At 55.4% G+C, this 19319-nt stretch carries 18 protein-coding genes; 17 read left to right on the forward strand and 1 reads right to left on the reverse strand.

The features are described 5' to 3' along the window. Positions 1 to 57 precede the first annotated feature (57 nt). Genes Q0816_RS07385 through Q0816_RS07405 form a run of 5 tightly spaced genes read left to right on the forward strand, consistent with a single transcriptional unit; the run spans position 58 to position 4108 of the window. A complete protein-coding gene (locus Q0816_RS07385) occupies positions 58 to 927 on the forward strand; it encodes a branched-chain amino acid ABC transporter permease (RefSeq protein ID WP_298849097.1) in 870 nt (289 codons plus the stop codon). A gap of 4 nt (positions 928 to 931) precedes the next feature. Continuing rightward, positions 932 to 1918, forward strand: a complete 987-nt coding sequence (locus tag Q0816_RS07390; protein ID WP_298849098.1) for a branched-chain amino acid ABC transporter permease — start codon at positions 932 to 934, stop codon at positions 1916 to 1918. Next, positions 1915 to 2697: an ABC transporter ATP-binding protein gene (locus tag Q0816_RS07395; protein WP_298849099.1), complete on the forward strand. Its 783-nt coding sequence runs from the start codon at positions 1915 to 1917 to the stop codon at positions 2695 to 2697. Before Q0816_RS07390 ends, Q0816_RS07395 begins: the two co-directional genes overlap by 4 nt. 12 nt (positions 2698 to 2709) lie before the next feature. Beyond that, positions 2710 to 3423, forward strand: a complete 714-nt coding sequence (locus tag Q0816_RS07400) for an ABC transporter ATP-binding protein (RefSeq protein WP_367180477.1) — start codon at positions 2710 to 2712, stop codon at positions 3421 to 3423. 7 nt (positions 3424 to 3430) lie between these two features. Beyond that, entirely contained in the window at positions 3431 to 4108 is a 678-nt protein-coding gene (locus Q0816_RS07405) for an aspartate/glutamate racemase family protein (RefSeq protein ID WP_298849101.1), read from the forward strand. Positions 4109 to 4259: 151 nt separating this feature from the next. Here Q0816_RS07405 and Q0816_RS07410 read toward each other — a convergent pair whose 3' ends face one another. Further along, complete coding sequence (locus Q0816_RS07410; RefSeq protein ID WP_298849102.1) at positions 4260 to 4913, reverse strand: GntR family transcriptional regulator; 654 nt, start codon at positions 4911 to 4913, stop codon at positions 4260 to 4262. A gap of 208 nt (positions 4914 to 5121) precedes the next feature. Between Q0816_RS07410 and Q0816_RS07415 the strand changes: the two genes are divergently transcribed. The 12 genes from Q0816_RS07415 (at position 5122) to Q0816_RS07470 (ending at position 19206) form a co-directional block, all read left to right on the forward strand. Then, on the forward strand, positions 5122 to 6204 hold the full coding sequence (locus tag Q0816_RS07415; RefSeq protein ID WP_298849103.1) for a Gfo/Idh/MocA family oxidoreductase: 1083 nt from the start codon (positions 5122 to 5124) through the stop codon (positions 6202 to 6204). A 102-nt stretch (positions 6205 to 6306) separates the two neighbouring features. Continuing rightward, positions 6307 to 7317: a TRAP transporter substrate-binding protein DctP gene (gene dctP, locus Q0816_RS07420; RefSeq protein WP_298849104.1), complete on the forward strand. Its 1011-nt coding sequence runs from the start codon at positions 6307 to 6309 to the stop codon at positions 7315 to 7317. 31 nt (positions 7318 to 7348) lie between these two features. After that, on the forward strand, positions 7349 to 7924 hold the full coding sequence (locus tag Q0816_RS07425) for a TRAP transporter small permease (RefSeq protein ID WP_298849105.1): 576 nt from the start codon (positions 7349 to 7351) through the stop codon (positions 7922 to 7924). Next, positions 7921 to 9216, forward strand: coding sequence for a TRAP transporter large permease (locus Q0816_RS07430; RefSeq protein ID WP_298849106.1), 1296 nt, complete (start codon positions 7921 to 7923; stop codon positions 9214 to 9216). Before Q0816_RS07425 ends, Q0816_RS07430 begins: the two co-directional genes overlap by 4 nt. Further along, the gene (locus tag Q0816_RS07435) at positions 9216 to 11108 is read left to right on the forward strand and encodes a sugar phosphate isomerase/epimerase and 4-hydroxyphenylpyruvate domain-containing protein (RefSeq protein WP_298849107.1); all 1893 of its coding nucleotides are present in this window, start codon (positions 9216 to 9218) and stop codon (positions 11106 to 11108) included. The genes Q0816_RS07430 and Q0816_RS07435 overlap by 1 nt, the downstream gene beginning before the upstream one ends. Next, positions 11105 to 11941 carry a citryl-CoA lyase gene (locus Q0816_RS07440; protein WP_298849108.1) on the forward strand — a complete coding sequence of 279 codons (837 nt, stop codon included), beginning with the start codon at positions 11105 to 11107 and terminating at the stop codon, positions 11939 to 11941. The genes Q0816_RS07435 and Q0816_RS07440 overlap by 4 nt, the downstream gene beginning before the upstream one ends. Continuing rightward, positions 11931 to 13118 carry a Gfo/Idh/MocA family oxidoreductase gene (locus tag Q0816_RS07445; protein WP_298849109.1) on the forward strand — a complete coding sequence of 396 codons (1188 nt, stop codon included), beginning with the start codon at positions 11931 to 11933 and terminating at the stop codon, positions 13116 to 13118. The genes Q0816_RS07440 and Q0816_RS07445 overlap by 11 nt, the downstream gene beginning before the upstream one ends. Next, positions 13108 to 13782 (forward strand): hypothetical protein, encoded by a 675-nt coding sequence (locus Q0816_RS07450; RefSeq protein ID WP_298849110.1) that lies wholly within the window; start codon positions 13108 to 13110, stop codon positions 13780 to 13782. Before Q0816_RS07445 ends, Q0816_RS07450 begins: the two co-directional genes overlap by 11 nt. Beyond that, positions 13775 to 14965, forward strand: a complete 1191-nt coding sequence (locus tag Q0816_RS07455; RefSeq protein ID WP_298849111.1) for a Gfo/Idh/MocA family oxidoreductase — start codon at positions 13775 to 13777, stop codon at positions 14963 to 14965. The genes Q0816_RS07450 and Q0816_RS07455 overlap by 8 nt, the downstream gene beginning before the upstream one ends. A 155-nt stretch (positions 14966 to 15120) precedes the next feature. Beyond that, positions 15121 to 16035, forward strand: a complete 915-nt coding sequence (locus Q0816_RS07460) for a sugar phosphate isomerase/epimerase (RefSeq protein WP_298849112.1) — start codon at positions 15121 to 15123, stop codon at positions 16033 to 16035. Then, positions 16016 to 17425, forward strand: coding sequence for an aldehyde dehydrogenase family protein (locus Q0816_RS07465; RefSeq protein WP_298849113.1), 1410 nt, complete (start codon positions 16016 to 16018; stop codon positions 17423 to 17425). Before Q0816_RS07460 ends, Q0816_RS07465 begins: the two co-directional genes overlap by 20 nt. After that, positions 17425 to 19206 carry a thiamine pyrophosphate-binding protein gene (locus Q0816_RS07470; protein ID WP_298849114.1) on the forward strand — a complete coding sequence of 594 codons (1782 nt, stop codon included), beginning with the start codon at positions 17425 to 17427 and terminating at the stop codon, positions 19204 to 19206. The genes Q0816_RS07465 and Q0816_RS07470 overlap by 1 nt, the downstream gene beginning before the upstream one ends. Positions 19207 to 19319: the final 113 nt, after the last annotated feature.

A 19319-nucleotide genomic window follows, 5' to 3' on the forward strand; every position in this document is an offset into this window, starting at 1 on the left:
TCTACCCTCCCGGGCTGATGATCAGCCCGGGATACCCGAACCTTATGCGGGACTCTCATGGAACAGATATTAGCAAACGGCATCTATCTGGGCGCGCAATATGCGATGATCGCCCTGGGACTGACGCTGATCTTTGCCCTGATGAACGTACTGAATTTTGCTCACGGACAAATGTATGTTCTCGGTGGCTTTGTCACCTACACATTCTACGGACAACTTGGCTGGCCATTCGTAATTGCGCTGCTGGCGTCCTGTATAACCCTTGCCGTTCTTGGCGCGTTGATTGAGCGATTTCTGTTCGCGCCGGTTATACGACGATCCAATCGCGAAGAAAGCACGATGTTGCTGGCGGCAGGACTGGCATTTCTGTTCGATGCACTCATCCTGCTGATATTTGGCGAGAAACAACGCGGCGTTCCCAAGATCATCAATGGAGTTTTCAACTGGGACTTCAGGTTGATCATGCCCTATGACCGCATCCTAATTTGCGTATTGGCCATTCTGTCCATCGTGACCTTCATCCTGTTCATGCAATACTCCAAAACCGGTCGCGCCCTGCGTGCGCTCGCGCAGGACAGAACGGCTGCGCAGTTAATGGGTGTGAATGTGGCTCGCTATTCCATGATCGGATTTGCCCTGGGCGCGATGCTGGCCGGGCTGGTCGGCGGATTGCTGGTCACTATCACGGGCGTCAACCTGGGAATGGGCGGACCGACCTCGATCAAGGCCTTCATGATGGTGATGATCGGCGGTGCCGGCGTCATTTCCGGTGCGATTGCCGGAGGGATAATTCTGGGCTTTATGGAAGCCATCGGCCTGGCTGTTCTCTCGCAATATGGCGATATCACCTATCTGCTGATTTTTGTCTCACTGATGGTTTTCCTGGCCATCCGCCCGCAGGGCCTGATGGGCAAACCGTGGGGATAACGCAGTGCCGAAACTTTCAATAATCCAATGGGCTAGTTTGGCAGTCTTCCTGCTGGCCATCTTCATCGCAGTCCCAGGTTTTATCGCGGCATCCGGACGGTCTGACCTGTACTATACGCTCACCTCAGTTGCGCTGTTGTCTATCGCCAGTGCCGGTGTCTGGCTCACCTTCTATATCGGTCGCATCAATATCGGTCAGGGAGCCTTTGCCCTGATCGGAGCCTATGTCTCGGCCATTCTTGTGACCAAGGCGGGCATGTCCTTCTGGCTGTCGCTGCCGCTGGCGGGTTTGTTCGCCGCCGGAGTGGCGATAGTGATCGGAGTGCCGATCCTGCGGTTGCGCGGTGTGTACTTCGCCATGATCTCACTGGTGTTGACGCAGGTCGTCACGCTGACCGCTTTGGCCCTGCCAATTACCAACGGGGCAAAGGGTATCACTTCGATTCCTTTGCCGGGCGGAGTGTCGATCCTTGGGCTGACCTTGATCCCGGATTTCGCGACGCTGGAAAACCCGAGACTGGCCTTCTATTACGCGGCCTGCGTGTTGATGGTGCTGACCTTCGCCGCGATGTATCGGCTGGTGAACTCACGGCTTGGCCATCTGTGTCGGTCAATGCAGCAGAACGAAGAACTGGCCAGCTCGATCGGCGTCAACATCTCACATATCCGCGTCATCGTGTTTTCTATTTCGTCCTTTCTGGGAGGTATTGGCGGGGCCGTGTTCGGCTCGATCGCGCAATCTGTGTATCCGTCCAGTTTTCAGGTCGCTGACAGTGTGAACTTCATGTTGAACTGCTTCCTGGGTGGTCTTGGCTATGTGTTTGGTCCGATGCTGGGCACGCTGGTGCTGTACTTCGGTTGGGACCTGCTGTTCGAGCTTGGTCGCTTCCAGTTGCTTGCCTATTCCAGCCTGCTGATCATTCTGATGCTGTTCCTGCCCAATGGGCTGCTCAGCCTGCGGTTGCCCGGCAAGAAAGGAGCGGACAAATGAGCCATCTTCTGGAAGTCCGCCATGTCACCAAGAAATTCGGAGGCCTGACCGCCAACAGCGATATCTCTTTCAATGTAAACGAGAATGAGATCCTTTCGGTGATCGGACCGAATGGCGCCGGCAAGAGCACGCTATTCAAGATGATCTCGTCCTTCCTTCCCACGACAACAGGAGAGGTGCTGTTCAGGGGTGAAAGGATATCGAACCTGAAACCTCATGTGGTGGCACGCAAGGGCGTTGTCCGGACATTTCAGGAAACGACGATCTTCAAGTCCATGACTGTGCGTGAAAGCATTATTGTAGCGCAGCACCTGCGGGCCCGAGCTTCGCTGGCGGGGTATTTCTGGGGCACCAAGACTGCTCACGAGGATGTCGACAGTTTTGGGCAATACGCCGACGATCTGATCGAGTTCCTTGGCATGGCCGAGATTGCCAACGAACAGGCGTCAAACCTGCCGCAGGGCAACCTGCGTGCATTGGGGATTGCCATTGGTCTGGCCACTGACCCCAAGGTGTTGCTGCTGGATGAACCCTTTGCAGGGATGAACCACGACGAGACCATGAAAATGGTTAATCTGGTGCGCAAGGTTCGTGATGACCGGGGCGTTACCGTGCTGCTGGTGGAACACGATATGCCGGCAGTGATGAACATTTCGGATCGGATTGTTGTGCTTAATTTCGGTGAGATGATCGCCGAAGGCACACCGACGGAAATCCAGAACAACGAAAAGGTCATCGAAGCCTATCTGGGCAGCGCCGATGACGAGATCGGGATCTGAGCTATGACAAAGATGTTAGATTTCAAGGATGTCGAGCTCTATTACGATCACGTCTATGCCCTCAAGGGCGTGTCGATTGAGCTGGAGCAAGGCGAGACTATCGCTCTGATTGGTGCAAATGGCGCAGGCAAAAGTTCGATCCTGCGCGCGATCACGGGGTTGGCGAAAATCAAGTCCGGCTCGGTGGCGTTTGAAGGTGAACAGATCGCGGGGCGTAATCCTGCCGAGATTGTCTCGAAAGGCATTGCGATGGTTCCAGAGGGGCGGCGCGTCTTTCCGTATATGTCGGTGAAAGACAACTTGCTGATGGGGGCATTCACCCGCTCGGACAAGCCGGATGTACAACGCACGCTGGATTCAGTTCTGGAACGGTTTCCGCGACTGAAAGAGCGCTATAACCAATCCGCGGGCACCCTGTCGGGCGGTGAACAGCAGATGATGGTGATTGGGCGAGCCTTGATGGCCAAACCGCGACTGCTGCTGTTGGATGAACCTTCGCTGGGCATCGCACCCAAGCTGGTACAAGACATTGCCCGATCCATCGTGGCGATCAATCGCGACGAGGGGGTTTCAGTGCTGTTGGTCGAACAGAACTCGCGAATGGCGCTATCGATCTCGCATCGTGCTTACGCGTTGACCACGGGAAACGTCGTGATCTCGGGCAATTCAAAAGAGCTTTTGACCGATCCCCGTATCAAAGCCGCCTATCTGGGCGGGGAAGTGTGAGGACAGTGTGAAACTGCTTGTAGTCAATCCCAACACCACCAGTTCCATGACCCGAAAGATCGAAGAGGCTGCGCGGGCCGCTGCGCATCCTGAAACCACGATTATCGCCGCTAATTCCCAAGTCGGCCCCGCCAGCATACAGGGCTATTTGGATGTCTCTACCTGCGTTCCCGGACTGCTGGATGTTGTGAATGCCCACCCGGACGTCGACGCCATTGTTGTGGCCTGTTTCGATGATACCGGCGTTGATGCAGTAAGATGCATCACCTCGGCACCGGTAATTGGCGTTGGAGAAGCGGCCTATCATGCAGCATCCATGATCAGTCCGAAGTTCAGCGTCATCACCACATTGTCCCGATCTCTGGCCGGGCTGGAGGCAAATCTGTTGCGGTATGGCTTGGATCGCAGATGTGTCGGGGTTCGGGCATCGGATGTGCCGGTCCTGAAGCTTGAGGAAAGCGACCCCGAAACTATCGAAAAGATACGGATCGAAATCCGCGCAGCGATTGAGGAGGACCGGGCCGAAGCCATTGTTCTGGGCTGTGCAGGGATGACAGACCTCATGTCGCATCTATCGAAAGAATTCAATCTGCCGGTCGTCGATGGCGTTGCTTGTGCCGTTACTTTTGCCGAAGCGCTGGTGAAAGCACGGTTGACGACCTCGAAACTCTGTTCCTATGCCTGATCCGACTACCTCTTCACCCTGCGATTTACTGTGGTCAGTATGTCAGCAACTGTATCTCTAATACGAGCTGAGCGTTCCACTAATGCCGTGATTTGCCAAGCGCATCCGTGATTTTGGTTCGGTAGTCGAGGAGACCTGCAATAGCAGTGCCCTACATGGCCTCCAACGTGTGAACGAGACCATTTCGGATGTGATCTTCCAACAACCTCTTGGCCGTGTTTGCATCTCTGGCTAAGGCGGCATCGAACATGCTCTTGTGCTCTTTGACAGCGTCTTCGCCACGATACGTCAGCACGAGCATCTGATAACGAAGGTATTTGTCATAGATGATCGAATGCAAAGACAGAAGATTCTTGGAATTGCAGGCCGCGATCATCGCCTGGTGAAACTCCCAGTCGTATCTTTTCCAGGTCTCTTTCTCGGACTCATCTCCTTTGAGAAGCTGTTGCTCCATCAAATGAAGTTTATGATGCGCTGCAACGAGGTTTCCCTCCCAATCCGTGTCACCATTCTTGATGGATAACTCCAGCGCGTGGCACTCCAACAAGACACGCAGCTCTGATATCTCGATCAGGTCTTCGCGGGAAACCGGTGTAACCAGAAATCCCCGTTGCTCTGGCGCTTCCACAAACCCGTCGCTGGCAAGCCTGTTCAAGGTTTCACGAAGCGTCGAAAGACTGGCCGAGTAGCGCTCCTTCAAAGCGTCCAGCTTCAGTTTGGAGCCAGGCTGCAACTCTCCGAAGATTATATCCCGCTTGATGCGCTGATAGGTGCTTGCACCTATCGTAGACGGCTGCTTCGCCATGCGTTTCACCCGATATTTTTAGTTTCCTCGTTCAACTAGCATTTTTGAGAGTCATCAGCAATCCAAAGTGATGTATGGTAAAAATAAAAATATCATACATTATTGTGGAATCGGAAAAACCCCAATACGGTCGAGGCCAAGTTGGGCAATGCTGCTCAGTCGCAAACTTAGGGTCCGGGGATTTCCGGAGTCTTCGGAAGGAAGCAAAGTGTCTAAGAACTTTCGCATTGCCATTGTTGGCATTGGCCTTGTCGGACGCCGTCATGCGGACGCTATCCGAGCGTTGCGTCATGTCGACCTTGTCGCAGTTGTCGATCCCAGCGACGAAGGTCGTGGGTATGCCGTTGAGCATGGCGTCGCGTGTTATGAGACCCTCGAGGATTTGTTTGCAAATCAGTCGCCAGACGGAGTTGTCCTTGCGACCCCCACAACACTTCACGTCGATCAGGGCCTCGCATGTGTTCGGCAAGGGTGTCCCGTCCTCGTTGAAAAGCCAATTGCCGTTGAGGCAATTGCAGCATTGGAGCTTGTTCAAGAGGCCGAGAAATCAAATGTGCCGCTCATGGTTGGGCATCATCGTCGGCACAATCCCCTGATCAAGTCGGCAAAAGAAGCTATTTCGGACGGGAAGATCGGTGATGTTCGCGCAGTTCATGCCAGCTGCTGGTTCTACAAGCCAGACGATTATTTTGATGCGGCACCCTGGCGAAAGAAACCCGGTGCTGGCCCAATCTCAGTCAATCTGGTGCATGACGTTGATCTTCTTAGGTATCTGGCCGGAGAGGTCGTATCCGTACAGGCACAATCAACGTCTTCACAGCGCGGGTATGACAACGAAGACGTGGCTGGGGCTCTCCTGACATTTGAAGGCGGAGCGATCGGGACCATAAGTGTGTCCGATAGCATAGTTGCTCCCTGGAGTTGGGAGATGACGTCCCGGGAATATCCGATTTACCCGTCAACCACTGAGAGTAGTTATATGATCGGTGGGTCTCATGGGTCGTTATCCGTGCCGGATCTTCGATTGTGGAGCTATCATAGCGGGCAGAGGGACTGGTGGACTCCCATCTCATCAACGGCGCTGAAGAAGGGTGCCTCGGATCCGCTAGTTAATCAACTCAGGCATTTTGTTGAGGTGGCTCGGCACGAAACAATGCCACTTGTGTCAGGGCGGGAAGGCCTGAGAACACTTCAAGTCATTGAAGCCATTCAGAATTCCTGTCGAACTGGAGAGGTTGTTCGGATAGATTGCCTTCAACAATCGTCAAAAGCAAAAGTGACAGCAATATAAAAATATCAGATATTTTGCAAAAAATCTTGCAAAAAGTCCAAAATAGGTCAAAACTTGGAATCGTCAAAAAAGAAACATCATGATGTCTCAGGGAGGAGCAAAGTGATTACCAATATTACCCGCCGGGCTGCCGTGTCAGCCCTGGTCGCAACCGGTGTTCTGTTCAGCGCAACGAATGGCGCGCTGGCAGAAGACAAAGTACAACTTCGGCTCGCAACTTCGGGGTCGGAAACCGATCAGCGTTCGGTCGCCATGGCCGAAGTCTTTGCGCCCATGGTCTCTGATTTCGCGGATTACGAACCGAGCTATAATGGCACTATCTTTGCGCAGGGCACAGAGCTGGACGCCATCAGCCGAGGTAATCTGGAAATGTCGATCACTTCGGCGCAGGAACTTGCACAGTTCTTCCCCGAGTTTTCGATCTTTACCGCCGGTTATGTCCATCAGGATGCCGCCCATCAGGTTGCTGTTTTCAGTGATCCCTTGATGGATGCCTTCAAGCAAAAAGCCGAAGAAGAGCTGGGCGTGAAGCTCTTGTCAGTGATGTATCTGGGCCGTCGGCAGGTCAACCTGCGTCAGCCCAAAGACGAGCTGACGGTCACAACGCCAGCCGATCTTGAAGGTGTGAACCTGCGGTTGCCGGGAACGGATGCATGGCAGTTCCTTGGCAAGGCACTTGGCGCCGCTCCGACGCCAATGGCATTTTCTGAGGTCTACACAGCGTTGTCGACCGGTGCCGTTGACGGTCAGGATAATCCGTTGCCGACAGTGGTTGATGCCAAATTCTACGAAGTGACCAATCAAATCGTCCTGACGTCTCACCTGGTTGACCTGAACTACATTGCCATTGGCAAAGAGGTTTGGGATGGGCTGACGCCCGAGCAGCAGGAAAAGGTACAGGCAGCTGCCGACGCCGCGGCTGAATCGGGTCGCCAAAAGCAACTCCAAAAGGAAGAGGACCTGGTCGGATTCCTCAAGGAGCAGGGCATGGAAGTCTACGAACCCGATCTCGCCGCGTTCCGTGATCAGGTACAATCCATGTATCTGGAAAGCGAATTCGCCGGAGCCTGGCCTGACGGCGTTCTGGAGCAGATCAACGCTCTGGGCAACTGAACCTGAGTAGTTAGAGGGAGGGAGGACCACAATGAAAGGCTTTCTAAAGGGGTTCTCCCGACTGACCGAAGCGATTGCCGGCGGGATGCTGGCGGCAATCTTCCTGATCTTCCTTCTGCAAATTCTCTTGCGGTACTTTTTCACTCCCGCTGGTTGGACGCTTGAACTGATCGGTATCCTGTGGGTCTGGGTGATCTTCTTTAGCTGCGCTTTCATCGTGCGCGAGCGGGATCATGTGAAATTCGACATCATCTACCTGTCGGTCCCGATGCGCGTGCGTCAGATCTTTGCGATGCTGGCGGCCGCAGCGATCGTGATTGGGATGCTCTACAGCTTCTTGCCGACATGGGACTACATCGACTGGATGAAAATCCGCAAGACAGCGACAGTTCGCAATCCGTTTTCAGGCGAGAAGATTCCGCTGCGCACCGTGTTTTCGATCTATGCGGTCTTCATGCTGGTCGTAGCAGCGCGCTATGGGTGGCTGTTTTTCGACGTCATGCGCAACGGTCCGCCAAAGACCGAGCTGGAGCTGGTTGTTGGCTACAATGTGGTCGACGATCATCCCCGCGTCGATGGTGAAGACGACGAGGACGCAAGCAAATGAGTTTTGAACTTCTTTCCTGCCTGCTCGCTCTCTTTCTTCTGGCAGGCATCGGCACCCCTATCGGCTATTCCATCCTATTGGCCTCGTTGGTGTATCTGGGCACGGCCGGATTGGACGTCGCCCTGGCGGGTGAGAAGATCCTGCAAGGTTTCTACAAAAGCACGATCCTGCTTGCCGTGCCTTTGTTTATCGTCGCCGCCAACATCATGAACGCGGGGTCGATCACCGACCGTCTGCTGAACTTCTGCGTCGCTGCGGTCGGGCGTTTCAAGGGCGGCCTCGGGCACGTCAACGTGGTGGCGTCGCTGATCTTTTCGGGCATGTCCGGCTCGGCTGTCGCGGATGCTGCGGGGATCGGCAAAATCATCATTGAGATGATGACCAAGGATGGCCGTTACAGCCGAGGTTATGCTGCTGCGATTACTGCAGCGTCGGCGACGATTGGCCCGATCATTCCGCCCTCAATCCCAATGGTTCTTTATGCGCTGGTGTCGAAAGCCTCTATCGGGTCTCTGTTTCTGGCCGGTATTTTGCCGGGCCTGATCATGGGCGTCGTCCTGATGGCGATGAACTATTATCTGGCAGGAAAGCGGAACTTTGCGCTGGAAGAACCTGTTCCGCTGCGCGAGCTGCCCGCAAAAACCGCCAACGCGTTCCCGGCACTGCTGATGCCCGCAATCCTGCTGTACGGCATCTACGGAGGCGTCACCACACCGACCGAGGCCGCAGCCGTGGCTGCATTCTACGCCCTGCTGCTGGCGGCCTTGTTCTATCGCGCCCTGTCATTCCGGGGTCTCTATCAGGTCTTCGTCGACAGCGCGCGCTCTTCCGCAGCCGTCGGGGTGGTCATTGGTGGTGCTTTCATTCTGAACTTCATCGTCATTCAGGAACAGATTCCACAGTCTATCTCGGCCCTGCTGGAGGGCTCGGATGTCAGCCCGATTGTCTTCCTGATCCTCGTCAACCTGCTAATTCTTGCTTTGGGATGCGTATTGGACGCGACGACGATCATCCTGGTGATTGTGCCCCTGTTCATCCCCACCTGCGAAGCGCTCGGGATTGATCTGGTGCATTTCGGAGTACTGGTCGTCGTGAACTCGATGATCGGACTGATCACGCCGCCCTATGGCATTCTTCTCTTTGTGATCAATGCCGTTACGGACATTCCGCTGCGCGAAATCATCTCGGAGATCTGGGCCTTCCTGGCGGTGTTGATTTTTGCCCTGGTGATCATGATGCTGATGCCTGATCTGGTCCTGTGGTTGCCTCGTATGTTCGGGTATCAAGGGTAATGTGCCTTTCGGTTTCGACAACGTCGATCCCCGGCAATCTGGCAGACAAACTGCGTGCCATTGCCGAGGCGGGTTTTGATGGTGTCGAACTGCATGAACCTGATTTAACCGCATTTGATGGGCCTCCATCGCGAATTCGGGAAATCGCCTCAGATGTCGGCCTTAAGATTTGTTTGCTGCAACCATTTCACAACCTCGAATGCCAAACCGGTGGCGCACGACAACGCGCGTTTGATCGACTAAGACGGAAGCTCGATCTGATGACGGCATTGGGAACGGATTTGTTGTTGGTGGGGTCCGCCTTTGATGTGGAAGAATCCGCCACACAGGATCAAGTGATCGCTGATCTCAGCGAGGCAACGGACATCGCGAAGGACATGGGGCTGAGATTGGCCTATATGGGTTTGCCGTGGTCTGATCTCAATCACTCAGATGCGCAGGCGCTACGCGTCGTTGAAACGATTGACAGTCCACATTTTGGGTTGGCTTTGAACTCGTTCTTCTCACTTGCTGACGGTACCAAACCCGCTTGTCTTCGGGATATTCCCGGGGAGCGGCTGTTTCATGTGCAATTGTCTGATGCACCTCGATTTGAGATGGATATTCGCAAGCTCAAACGACATTTTGGGCTTCTGCCGGGGCTCGGCTCCCTGAACCTTGCGGGCTTTGTGCGTGTACTGGCCCGCGCTGGCTACAAGGGACCCTGGTCCATTGCACGCGTCAACGAAGTAGCCCCTCAACCCGGTGGCCGAACATTGGCCCGTGACAGCTACAGATCGCTGGTGAACCTTCTGGATGAAGTATCGCGGACCGAGCCGGAAACAGACTTCGGTATCGCGAATTTGCCAGACCGCGTTTGCGCGTCAGGCTTCGAATTCGTTGAGTTTACCGCCGACGAGACAAGTGGTGCACAACTTGTAGATATGCTTTCAGCACTGTGCTTTCGCATGGAGCGAAAACATGCCAGCAAGTCTGTCGAGTTGTGGCGGCAGGGCGCAGTAAATATCGTTGTGAATTCCGAAAAGGAGGGCTTTGCCCATTCGGCATTTCTGGGCCATGGCGCTTCCGTTTGTGACATGGGTCTACGTGTCAAAGATGCGGATCAGACGGTTCAGCGGGCGACTGCGCTGGGCGCGCCGAATTTCTCACAATCAGTGGGAACCGGAGAACTGGATATTCCGGCAATCCGTGGCGTTGGCGGCAATGTTATTCATTTCATCGATGAAAAATCCGATCTGCACCGGGTATGGGATATCGAGTTTGAACCGGTTGCCAAAAACGAGGCAACCCAGCCTGCCGGTCTGCGCCGTATCGACCATCTGGCTCAGACGATGCGTCATGATGAAATGCAAAGTTGGTTGCTCTATTACATCTCGACTTTCGACATGGCGAAGTCTCCAATCGTGAACGTGGCGGACCCGTCCGGCGTCGTGCAAAGCCAGGCCATCGAAAGCCCCGAGGGCGAAGTGCGCTTGAACCTGAACGGGGCCGTTGGGCGCCGAACACTGGCGGCGTCCTTTCTTGAAGATGGTTTTGGGGCCGGTGTTCAGCACATCGCCTTCCAGTCGGACGACATTTTTGAAACGTCAGACCAATTGCTCAAGTCCGGCTTTCCCAGCCTGTATATCCCGGAAAATTATTACGCTGATCTTCAAGCGACTTTCGGGTTGGAAGATGACCTGATTGCAAGGCTGCGCAGGGGTAACATCCTCTATGACCGAGCGAAGGGCGCCGAATATTTTCAAATCTTTAGCCGTCCCATCTTTAACGGCTTTTTCTTTGAGATTGTTGAACGTCGGGCGGGCTATGCCGGTTACGGCGCGCGCAACGCCCCCATACGCCTCGCCGCGCAACGGAAAAACCAGCCGGCGAAAGATGTGCAAACACAATGACTGCGATCGACGAACACATGACACGCGATGAGCGCGCAATGCGCCAATGGTGGCGTACATCCATCATCGACATGAAGCCCGGGCGCATCTCGTTTCGCGGTAATGCCATAGAAGATCTGATTGGGAACGTTTCCTTTCCACAGATGATATGGCTAATGGTTCGCGGTGATCTGCCCAGCGATTCACAAGCGCGTCTGTTCGAGGCGGCTCTGGTTGCGGGCGTGGATCATGGTCCGCAGGCCCCATCTATCGCGGCTGCGCGCATGGCTGCCACCTGTGGCGTTGGTCTCAACAACGCGATGGCAACAGCCGTTAATATGTTGGGGGATGTGCATGGTGGGGCAGGGGAGCAATGCGCCGAGCTCTACTTTGACATCGCAAACCGAATGGATGCTGGCGCGCCGCTCAATCACGCTGTTCAAGATGGCCTGGACAGCTGGCGGGAAATCTACGGCAAGATTGTCTCGGGCTTTGGACACCGGTTTCATAAACCCGTCGATCCGCGTGCCCCCAGGCTGATGCAGCTTGTACGCGATGCAGCGAAAGAGGGCACTGTGACCGGCAGATTTGCCGATATCGGAGAAGAGGTTCAAGCCGAGCTCGGTCGTCAACGCGGCGGTCGGCCCATTGCAATGAATATCGATGGCGCAACAGCGGTGATTTTCTGCGAACTCGGCTTTCCCGCGCCTTTGTCGCGCGGGCTGTTCTGCCTGTCCCGCTCGGTTGGAATTCTCGCCCACGCCTGGGAGCAGATGGGTCAGGGCGGTCGGAACAAGGGGCCTATGCCACCGAATTACCTTCCACTTTATGTAGATAGGAATGATGACACGTGAGACATCGAAATCCTTCCGGGTCGGCCTTATCGGCTGTGGTCGTATCAGCGATATCTATTTAAAAACACTATCCAATTTTTCGAGTGTTGATGTTGTAGCTTGTGCAAGCCTCGACCCTCAGGAAAGCCGGGCCAAGGCGGATAAATACGGCATCGCCAAAGCCTGCAGGCCGGACGAGGTGTTTGACGATCCGACGATTGACTGTGTTCTGAATCTGACCATTCCGGCAGCGCATGCCGAGATCAGCCTGCGCGCGCTAGAGGCCGGTAAACATGTCTATTCCGAAAAGCCGTTGGTCATGAGCCGCACGGACGGCAAGGCGATCCTCCATGCCGCAGCCGAAGGAGGGCTTCTTGTCGGATGTGCGCCCGATACGTTTCTTGGTGGTCGCTGGCAAACAGTTCAGCGTTTGATCGACGAAGGAGCCATCGGGAAACCGACAGGGGTTTTTGCCCATGTCGGAACCCATGGCACCGAACGCCATCATCCCAACCCGGATTTCTACTACAAGGCCGGTGGCGGACCCTTGCTGGATCTTGGCCCCTATTACCTGACGGCGATGATCTGCTGTCTTGGCCCGATCGACCGGGTCGCTGGAATGGCGCGGCGGACCTTTGACAAGCGGATGATAGAAAACGGCCCCCGAAACGGGGAATGGATGGATGTCGAGGTCGACACACACTCCCTCAGCCTGTTGCAGTTCTCTTCCGGTGCCATCGGCACAATGACAATGAGTTTCGACGTCTGGGACAGCGATACCCCGCGTTTTGAAATCTATGGCGAGGATGGAACAATCAGTATCCCCGACCCCGATCCCGTTCATGGCGCGAACATCTTTCAGGGGGATGTATGGCTGAAAACGCGTGAAACTTCGCGTTGGTCTCATCAACCTCGTCCGCCCGGTCGCGATGAATGGCAGCTCGCAAACAACAAACACGGGTTCAATAAAGACAGCCGGGGGCTTGGGTTGTTGGACCTCGCCTTGGCCGTACAAGAGGGACGTCAACCCCGTGCAAGTGGCGCGCTTGCGTATCACGTTTTCGAGGTGATGGACGCCATCGAGCGTGCACCGAAATTCGGAGCCTATCAGACAATAGAAAGCCGTTGTGAAGCGCCTGAACCTCTACCGATCAATTTCCTGGAGGATGAGAGGAAGGAGTTGATCCATGCCGATTGAAATACTCGACTTTGCCCAACCTTTCTTTCGCGTTCAGCACATCACTGATGAGCCGAGAGTTTCCGTGAAGGGGCGCGCCATCGTTCTTAACCTTGCGGGGCGGGATCTCTCGGTCGAAGATCAAACCGTTGCACCGCTTTCGTCCGTAATCGTGCAAAACAGCGTATTGCATGGCGTGGAACGCGCAGTAATCGTCCATGAATTCGACTCCCATGGCGATGACACCGAGCTGTTCGCAAGGGTGAAAGACACCTGGCCATCTGCCTTTGATGTCCGGCAGGAAGAGCGATTGCGTGGTGTCAGCCACTACATGTCGCCCAAGGTCTTCGTTGATGACGTCGGACTGACCATGTACCACTCGGGATCGGTTCCACTGAATGTCGGATTGCACAAGGATCATCCGTTCTGCCCGGTTACGGGGTTTCGCGAAGTGCACACGCAAATCGTTGGCTTCGGCAAGATGCAGCAATGTCGCGAGCGAGATGTTGAGACTCTTTACCTCGAGGAAATGATGGCGCCGGGCACGACGCACAAGCCGATGTATGACGCCGAAGGCAACTATCCTTGGCACCAATTCGAGACGATCACACCCTGCATCTTCATGGCGGTTGAAATATTGCCCGAAGGCGCAAGGGTCCCTGAAATGGAGGTTCAAAATGGTTGAACGACTTCTGCCAGAGAACCTGAACTTTGACGGTCCTTTCCCTCGCCTGTCTCGCCGTTTGCGGCTGGGCGTTGTTGGCGGTGGACGTATCTCTGTCACGCAAGCAACGGCTGCCCGGATGACGGACCGATGGGAAGTTGCTGCTGGCGCACTCAGTTCAGACGCGGACCGCAGCAAGGTGCGTGGGGCCGAATGGTTCTTGCCCGCAGACCGGTGCTATGCGTCGTTCGACGAAATGGCAATGGCCGAGGCGGCGCGCCCGGACGGCGTGGACGCCGTCATGATCACCACACCGAACCACGTTCATTTTGACGCGGCCAAAGCGTTTCTGGAGGCAGGCATTGACGTGCTCTGCGACAAACCGCTGACTATCCAAGTCGCCGAGGCCAAAGGGCTTGAGGAGATCACCGCTCGCACGGGGCAGGTCTTTGCCGTGGGATACGCGATGTCGTGTTTTCCAGTGATCCGGCAGGCCAAACAAATTGTTGCCGAAGAGGGTATCGGTAAAATCAACCAGATCCATGTTGAGTTCATGCAAGACTGGATGACCCCTGAAGATGTGGCCGAGGCACCCCATGTCAAATGGCGGCTGAACCCCAAGATCTCAGGCCCAACAAGTTGTGTTGGCGATATCGGCACCCATGCCGCACATCTTGCGAGTTTCGTCTCGGGCTTGCCGATGACTGATTTGAGGGCCGAGTTTCATGTGTGCGGCGCGCCAAAGTCTCTGGAAGACACGGTATTCATGTTCACCCGCTATCGAAACGAGGTTCCGGGAACCTTGATGGCGACGCGCCTTGCCCCCGGTAACCGGGGCGGATTGCGGTTGCGGATTTTCGGGAGTGAAGGAGGTTTGGAATGGGATCTGGAGAACTCGGAACAGCTGAAGTTCAATCGGTTTGGTGAACCAGACCGAATAATCAGCCGAGGCCACGGGCATGGCATTGATCCCAGAGCAGAACGCTTGATCCGAACCGCGCGAGGTTTCCCGGAAGGGATTATTGAAGCCTGGGCCAACCTTTATACGGAATTTGCCATGGCGGTGGCTGCGCGCCGAGATGGTGTAACAGCTCCATCAGACTGGCTTGCCTATCCAAGTGTAAGCCAAGGCGCAGACGGCGTCCGTTTCATTGATGCCTCTGTACAATCACACCAGTCTGGCGGCGATTGGGTCACTATTTAATACGAAATAGTCGAGCAGATTGAAAACGCTCCGGCCGTTTCCCCGGCCGTTTCTATTTCCTGTGCAGTATTCAGAGTTGATATTTTTGAAAATATCAGATATTTTGTACAACGTGTGATGAATTTTAGATTCGCAGACACGTGGAGCTGTCGATCATGGTGAAACCCGAAGAGGCTGGCACAAGCCCTTCTCTTTATTCCTTGGCGCATCTGACGCTGATTGGCTGTACGCCGCCCGAGTTGGTCTATATCGCCGCGCGGGCCGGTTACGATGCCGTCAGCCCCCGATTCATTCCGATGCATGTGCCCGGTGAATTCACTCAATCCCCAATCGACAGGGCACAGGTGCAGGCCACCAAAACGGCTCTCTCTACCACCGGCTTGAAAGTCCTTGATGTCGAACTTGCGCGCATCACCGAAGATGTCGATCCGCGCAGTTTTGAGCCTTCTCTTGAGATCGGTGGGGAATTGGGCGCTAAACGCATGATCATGAGCGCGTGGACCAATACCCGCGATGATCGTGACTTCCTGATCGACGTCTATTCTGAAACCTGCGAACTGGCGGCGCCCTACGGGCTAACAGTGGACTTGGAATTCCCAAGCTTCTCTCGCTTGCGCACTCTGGATGAGGCCCTGGATATTGTCCGCGCCTCTGATCAACCGAATGGCGGTATTCTGGTCGATACGCTTTATCTGCACCTCAGTCGCGTTGATCTCGGAGAGCTTCTGCACGTCCCCTCGAAGTTGTTTCACTTCCTGCATATCTCCGATTGCCTACCCGGGATCGCCGATACGCGAGAGGGCATGATCCAACTGGCCCGCGATGCGCGGCTCTATCCCGGCGAAGGCTGGATTGACTTCACCGGCATCATCGAACGGATGCCGCCCGTCGACTACTCCATTGAATTACCCAACCAAAGCCGCGTTGCGGAGTTGGGGTACGAAGAACATGCGCGTCGCTGTCTGAGCCACGCAAAACGTACATTTGGCGAAGCGCGTTCCCAACGCCGCATGCCCGGTGCAGAAATTCTACAACACCAAGAGGATCATCATGGGCAAAGAGCTCACTGAAGACGACCGCCAATTGGCGGCCGATATGCTGGCACGTGCTCGCGCGGCCATGGCCGAGATTGAGAACTGGGATCAGGACCGGCTTGACCGCCTGTCTCAGGCGATTGCGTGGTATGCAGGGAACGAGAAAACCTTCACGCGTCTGGCGCAACAGGGTGTCGATGAAAGCGGTATCGGAGATCGCGAAGGGCGTCCTGCGAAACGCTTCAAGATCCATATGGTTCTGCGCGATGTTCTACGCACTCCTTCGACCGGTATTGTCGAGGTTGACGAGGAAAAAGGGCTGGTGAAATATGCCAAGCCCGCCGGCGTTATCGCGTCTCTAATCCCAATGACCAATCCGGCGATGACACCGCCGGTGACTGGCGTTTCCGCTGCAAACGCACGGAATGCGGTCATCTTCAGCCCGCATCCACGAACCGCCCATACCACCTTTGAAATGGTCGAGGTCATGCGTGGAGCTTGTCGGGCAGCTGGTGCCCCAGAGGATCTGTTTCAATCGATCCGCAAACCGTCGATCCCATTGACGCAACATCTGATGGAGATCTCTGACCTAACTCTGGCCACCGGTGGCAAACCGATGGTCAAGGCGGCCTATAGTTCGGGGCGCCCAGCTTACGGCGTTGGGGCGGGCAATTCGTCCATCGTCATCGATGAAACAGCAGATCTGGACATCGCGGCGCAGAACACGCGCGTTTCAAAGACTTCAGACTATGGGTCAGGCTGCTCGGCAGATGGCAACATCATCATTCAGCGCTCGGTTTACGATGACATGGTCAAGGCGCTTGAATCAGAGGGCGGTTATCTTTGTTCGGATGACGAAAAGGCCATGCTTGAAGCGGCCATGTGGGACGAAAAGGGCAACCGCACTTTCCCCACCATCGCCTGTCCGCCTCAGCAGACAGCCAAGATCGCCGGCTTCTTTATCCCCGAAGATCGCAAATTCCTGATGGTTGAAAATCAAGGGAAAATCGGGCCTCAGCATAAGTTCTCCAAGGAAAAGTTGACCACGCTGATGGCACTTTATCACTTCGACACATTCGAAGACGCGCTGGAAACGGTCAGCCAGATTTACAACACCGGGGGCAAGGGCCATTCCTGCGGCATCTACAGCCACAATGACGATTACATCGATCGGTTGGCGCGCCTGGCTCCGGTCAGCCGCATGATGGTGCGGCAACCTCAATCCAAGGCCAACGCGGGCGCCTGGACCAATGGCATGCCGATGACCAGCAGCCTGGGCTGCGGCATCTGGGGCGGCAACATCACCAATGAAAACGTCACCATGAAACACATGATGAACTACACCTGGGTCAGCCGCCCGATCCCCGAGGATCGGCCATCGGAGCCGGACCTGTTCGGTGAGTTCTATGGACAGGAGGTCGCGTGATGGACGGAGCGAAACTGGACGGCAAAACCGTTGCTGAGCACATCGTCGACTTCCTCGAGCGCCGTGAAGTCAAACATGTGTTCGGCTTGTGCGGCCACACGAACATCGCGGTTCTGGCTGCGCTGGCCGACAGCCCCATCGATTTCGTCACCGTGCGGCACGAACAAATCGCTAGCCATGCGGCGGATGCATATGCCCGCGTAACAGGCAAGGCCTCGGTGGTGCTGTCCCATCTCTCTCCGGGGCTGACCAATTGTGCCACCGGGGTCGCCAATGCGGCGCTGGACTGTATCCCGATGGTGGTGATCGCGGGTGATATTCCCACGCATTATTACGGCAAACACCCGCATCAGGAAGTGAATCTGCACGCAGACGCTGCCCAATGGGAGATCTATCGACCCTTCGTCAAACGTGCGTGGCGGGTGGATCGGGCTGATCTGATGGCTGAAATCCTTGAAAAGGCGTTTCATCTGGCCGAAAGTGGCCAGCCCGGGCCGGTGCTGGTCAATGTGCCGATGGACATATTCTCAGAAGTGATCTCTTCGGACAGCTTCGACCGTATCCGCGACAACTTGCGCGCGCTCAAGAAGCCTTCGATTGACGATGAAACAGCACGTGAGATTGTCGAAGCGTTGGCGCAAGCCGAGAACCCGGTCGCCTATGTCGGAGGTGGGATCCTTCTGGCGCAAGCCAGCAAAGAGTTGCGCGCATTCGTCGAACACATGGGCATGCCGGTCGCGCATTCGCTGATGGGCAAGGGCGCGCTGCGGGATGACCATCCGCTTGTACTGGGAATGACTGGCTTTTGGGGCACCGAGTTGGTCAACCAGTCTTGCCTGAACGCGGACTATATTTTTGCGGTAGGAACGCGGTTCAAAGAGGCCGATTGCTCCAGTTGGTACCCCGGCTACACGTTTAACATTCCCGGCTCCAAGGTCATTCATATCGATATCGAACCGCAAGAGATCGGTCGGAACTATCCGACCGAGATCGGCGTCGTTGCGGATGCCAAGGCCGCGCTGTGTGTTCTCAACCGCGTGGCACGTGAAAAGTATCCGGAGGGCTTCAGGCGCCCCGCGCTGGAAAGAAAGATCGCTGATTTCAGGACCGATTTCAAAGCGCGCAATGCCGACATGGCGACCTCATCAGCGTTTCCGATGATGCCCGAACGTATTCTGGCAGATACCCGCAAGGCGCTGCCGGAAGACGCCATCATCACGACAGATGTTGGATGGAACAAGAACGGTGTGGGACAGCAATTCGATATCCTGACGCCAGGCTCGATCCTCACGCCGGGTGGTTTCGCTACGATGGGTTTCGGCCCGCCGGGTGCGATTGGCGCAAAACTGGCGGCCCCGGATCGTGTGGTGGTCAGTTTGGTTGGTGATGGCGGTTTTGGTCAGAACCCATCGATGCTGGCAACGGCGGTCGAGCTTGACCTGGCTATCATCTGGCTGGTCATGAACAACAATGCGTTCGGCACCATCGCTGGCCTCCAAAAGGCGCATTACGGCCTGACATACGGAACAACCTTTCCGGGTTCAGCTGAAGCTCCTAAAAACGGGCCAGGCTATGCTGATATCGCGCGCGCCTATGGTGCCGAAGGGCATAGGCTTGGCTCTGCTGATGAACTGTTGCCTGCGTTGGTGGCGGCAATCGCCAGTGGTAAGCCGACAGTTCTGGACGTGGCGATGATCAACAACCCTACGCCAACGACAGGGCATTGGAACATCCTCGACATCTATTCGCCTGACAAGGATGTTTCGCACGTCGCGACCTAACTTACCTGGCTAGATCGGATCGGGCCCGGATGGGATCGTTTTGCTTGCCGTTGCGAACCCGAAAAGTGGTGGCCACCAATCAGCGGGGCCAAGGTGTTGGAGACTATTGAGAG

Origin of the sequence: uncultured Ruegeria sp. (assembly GCF_947497005.1) — a bacterium.
In the GTDB taxonomy this organism is placed as follows: Bacteria; Pseudomonadota; Alphaproteobacteria; order Rhodobacterales; family Rhodobacteraceae; genus Ruegeria.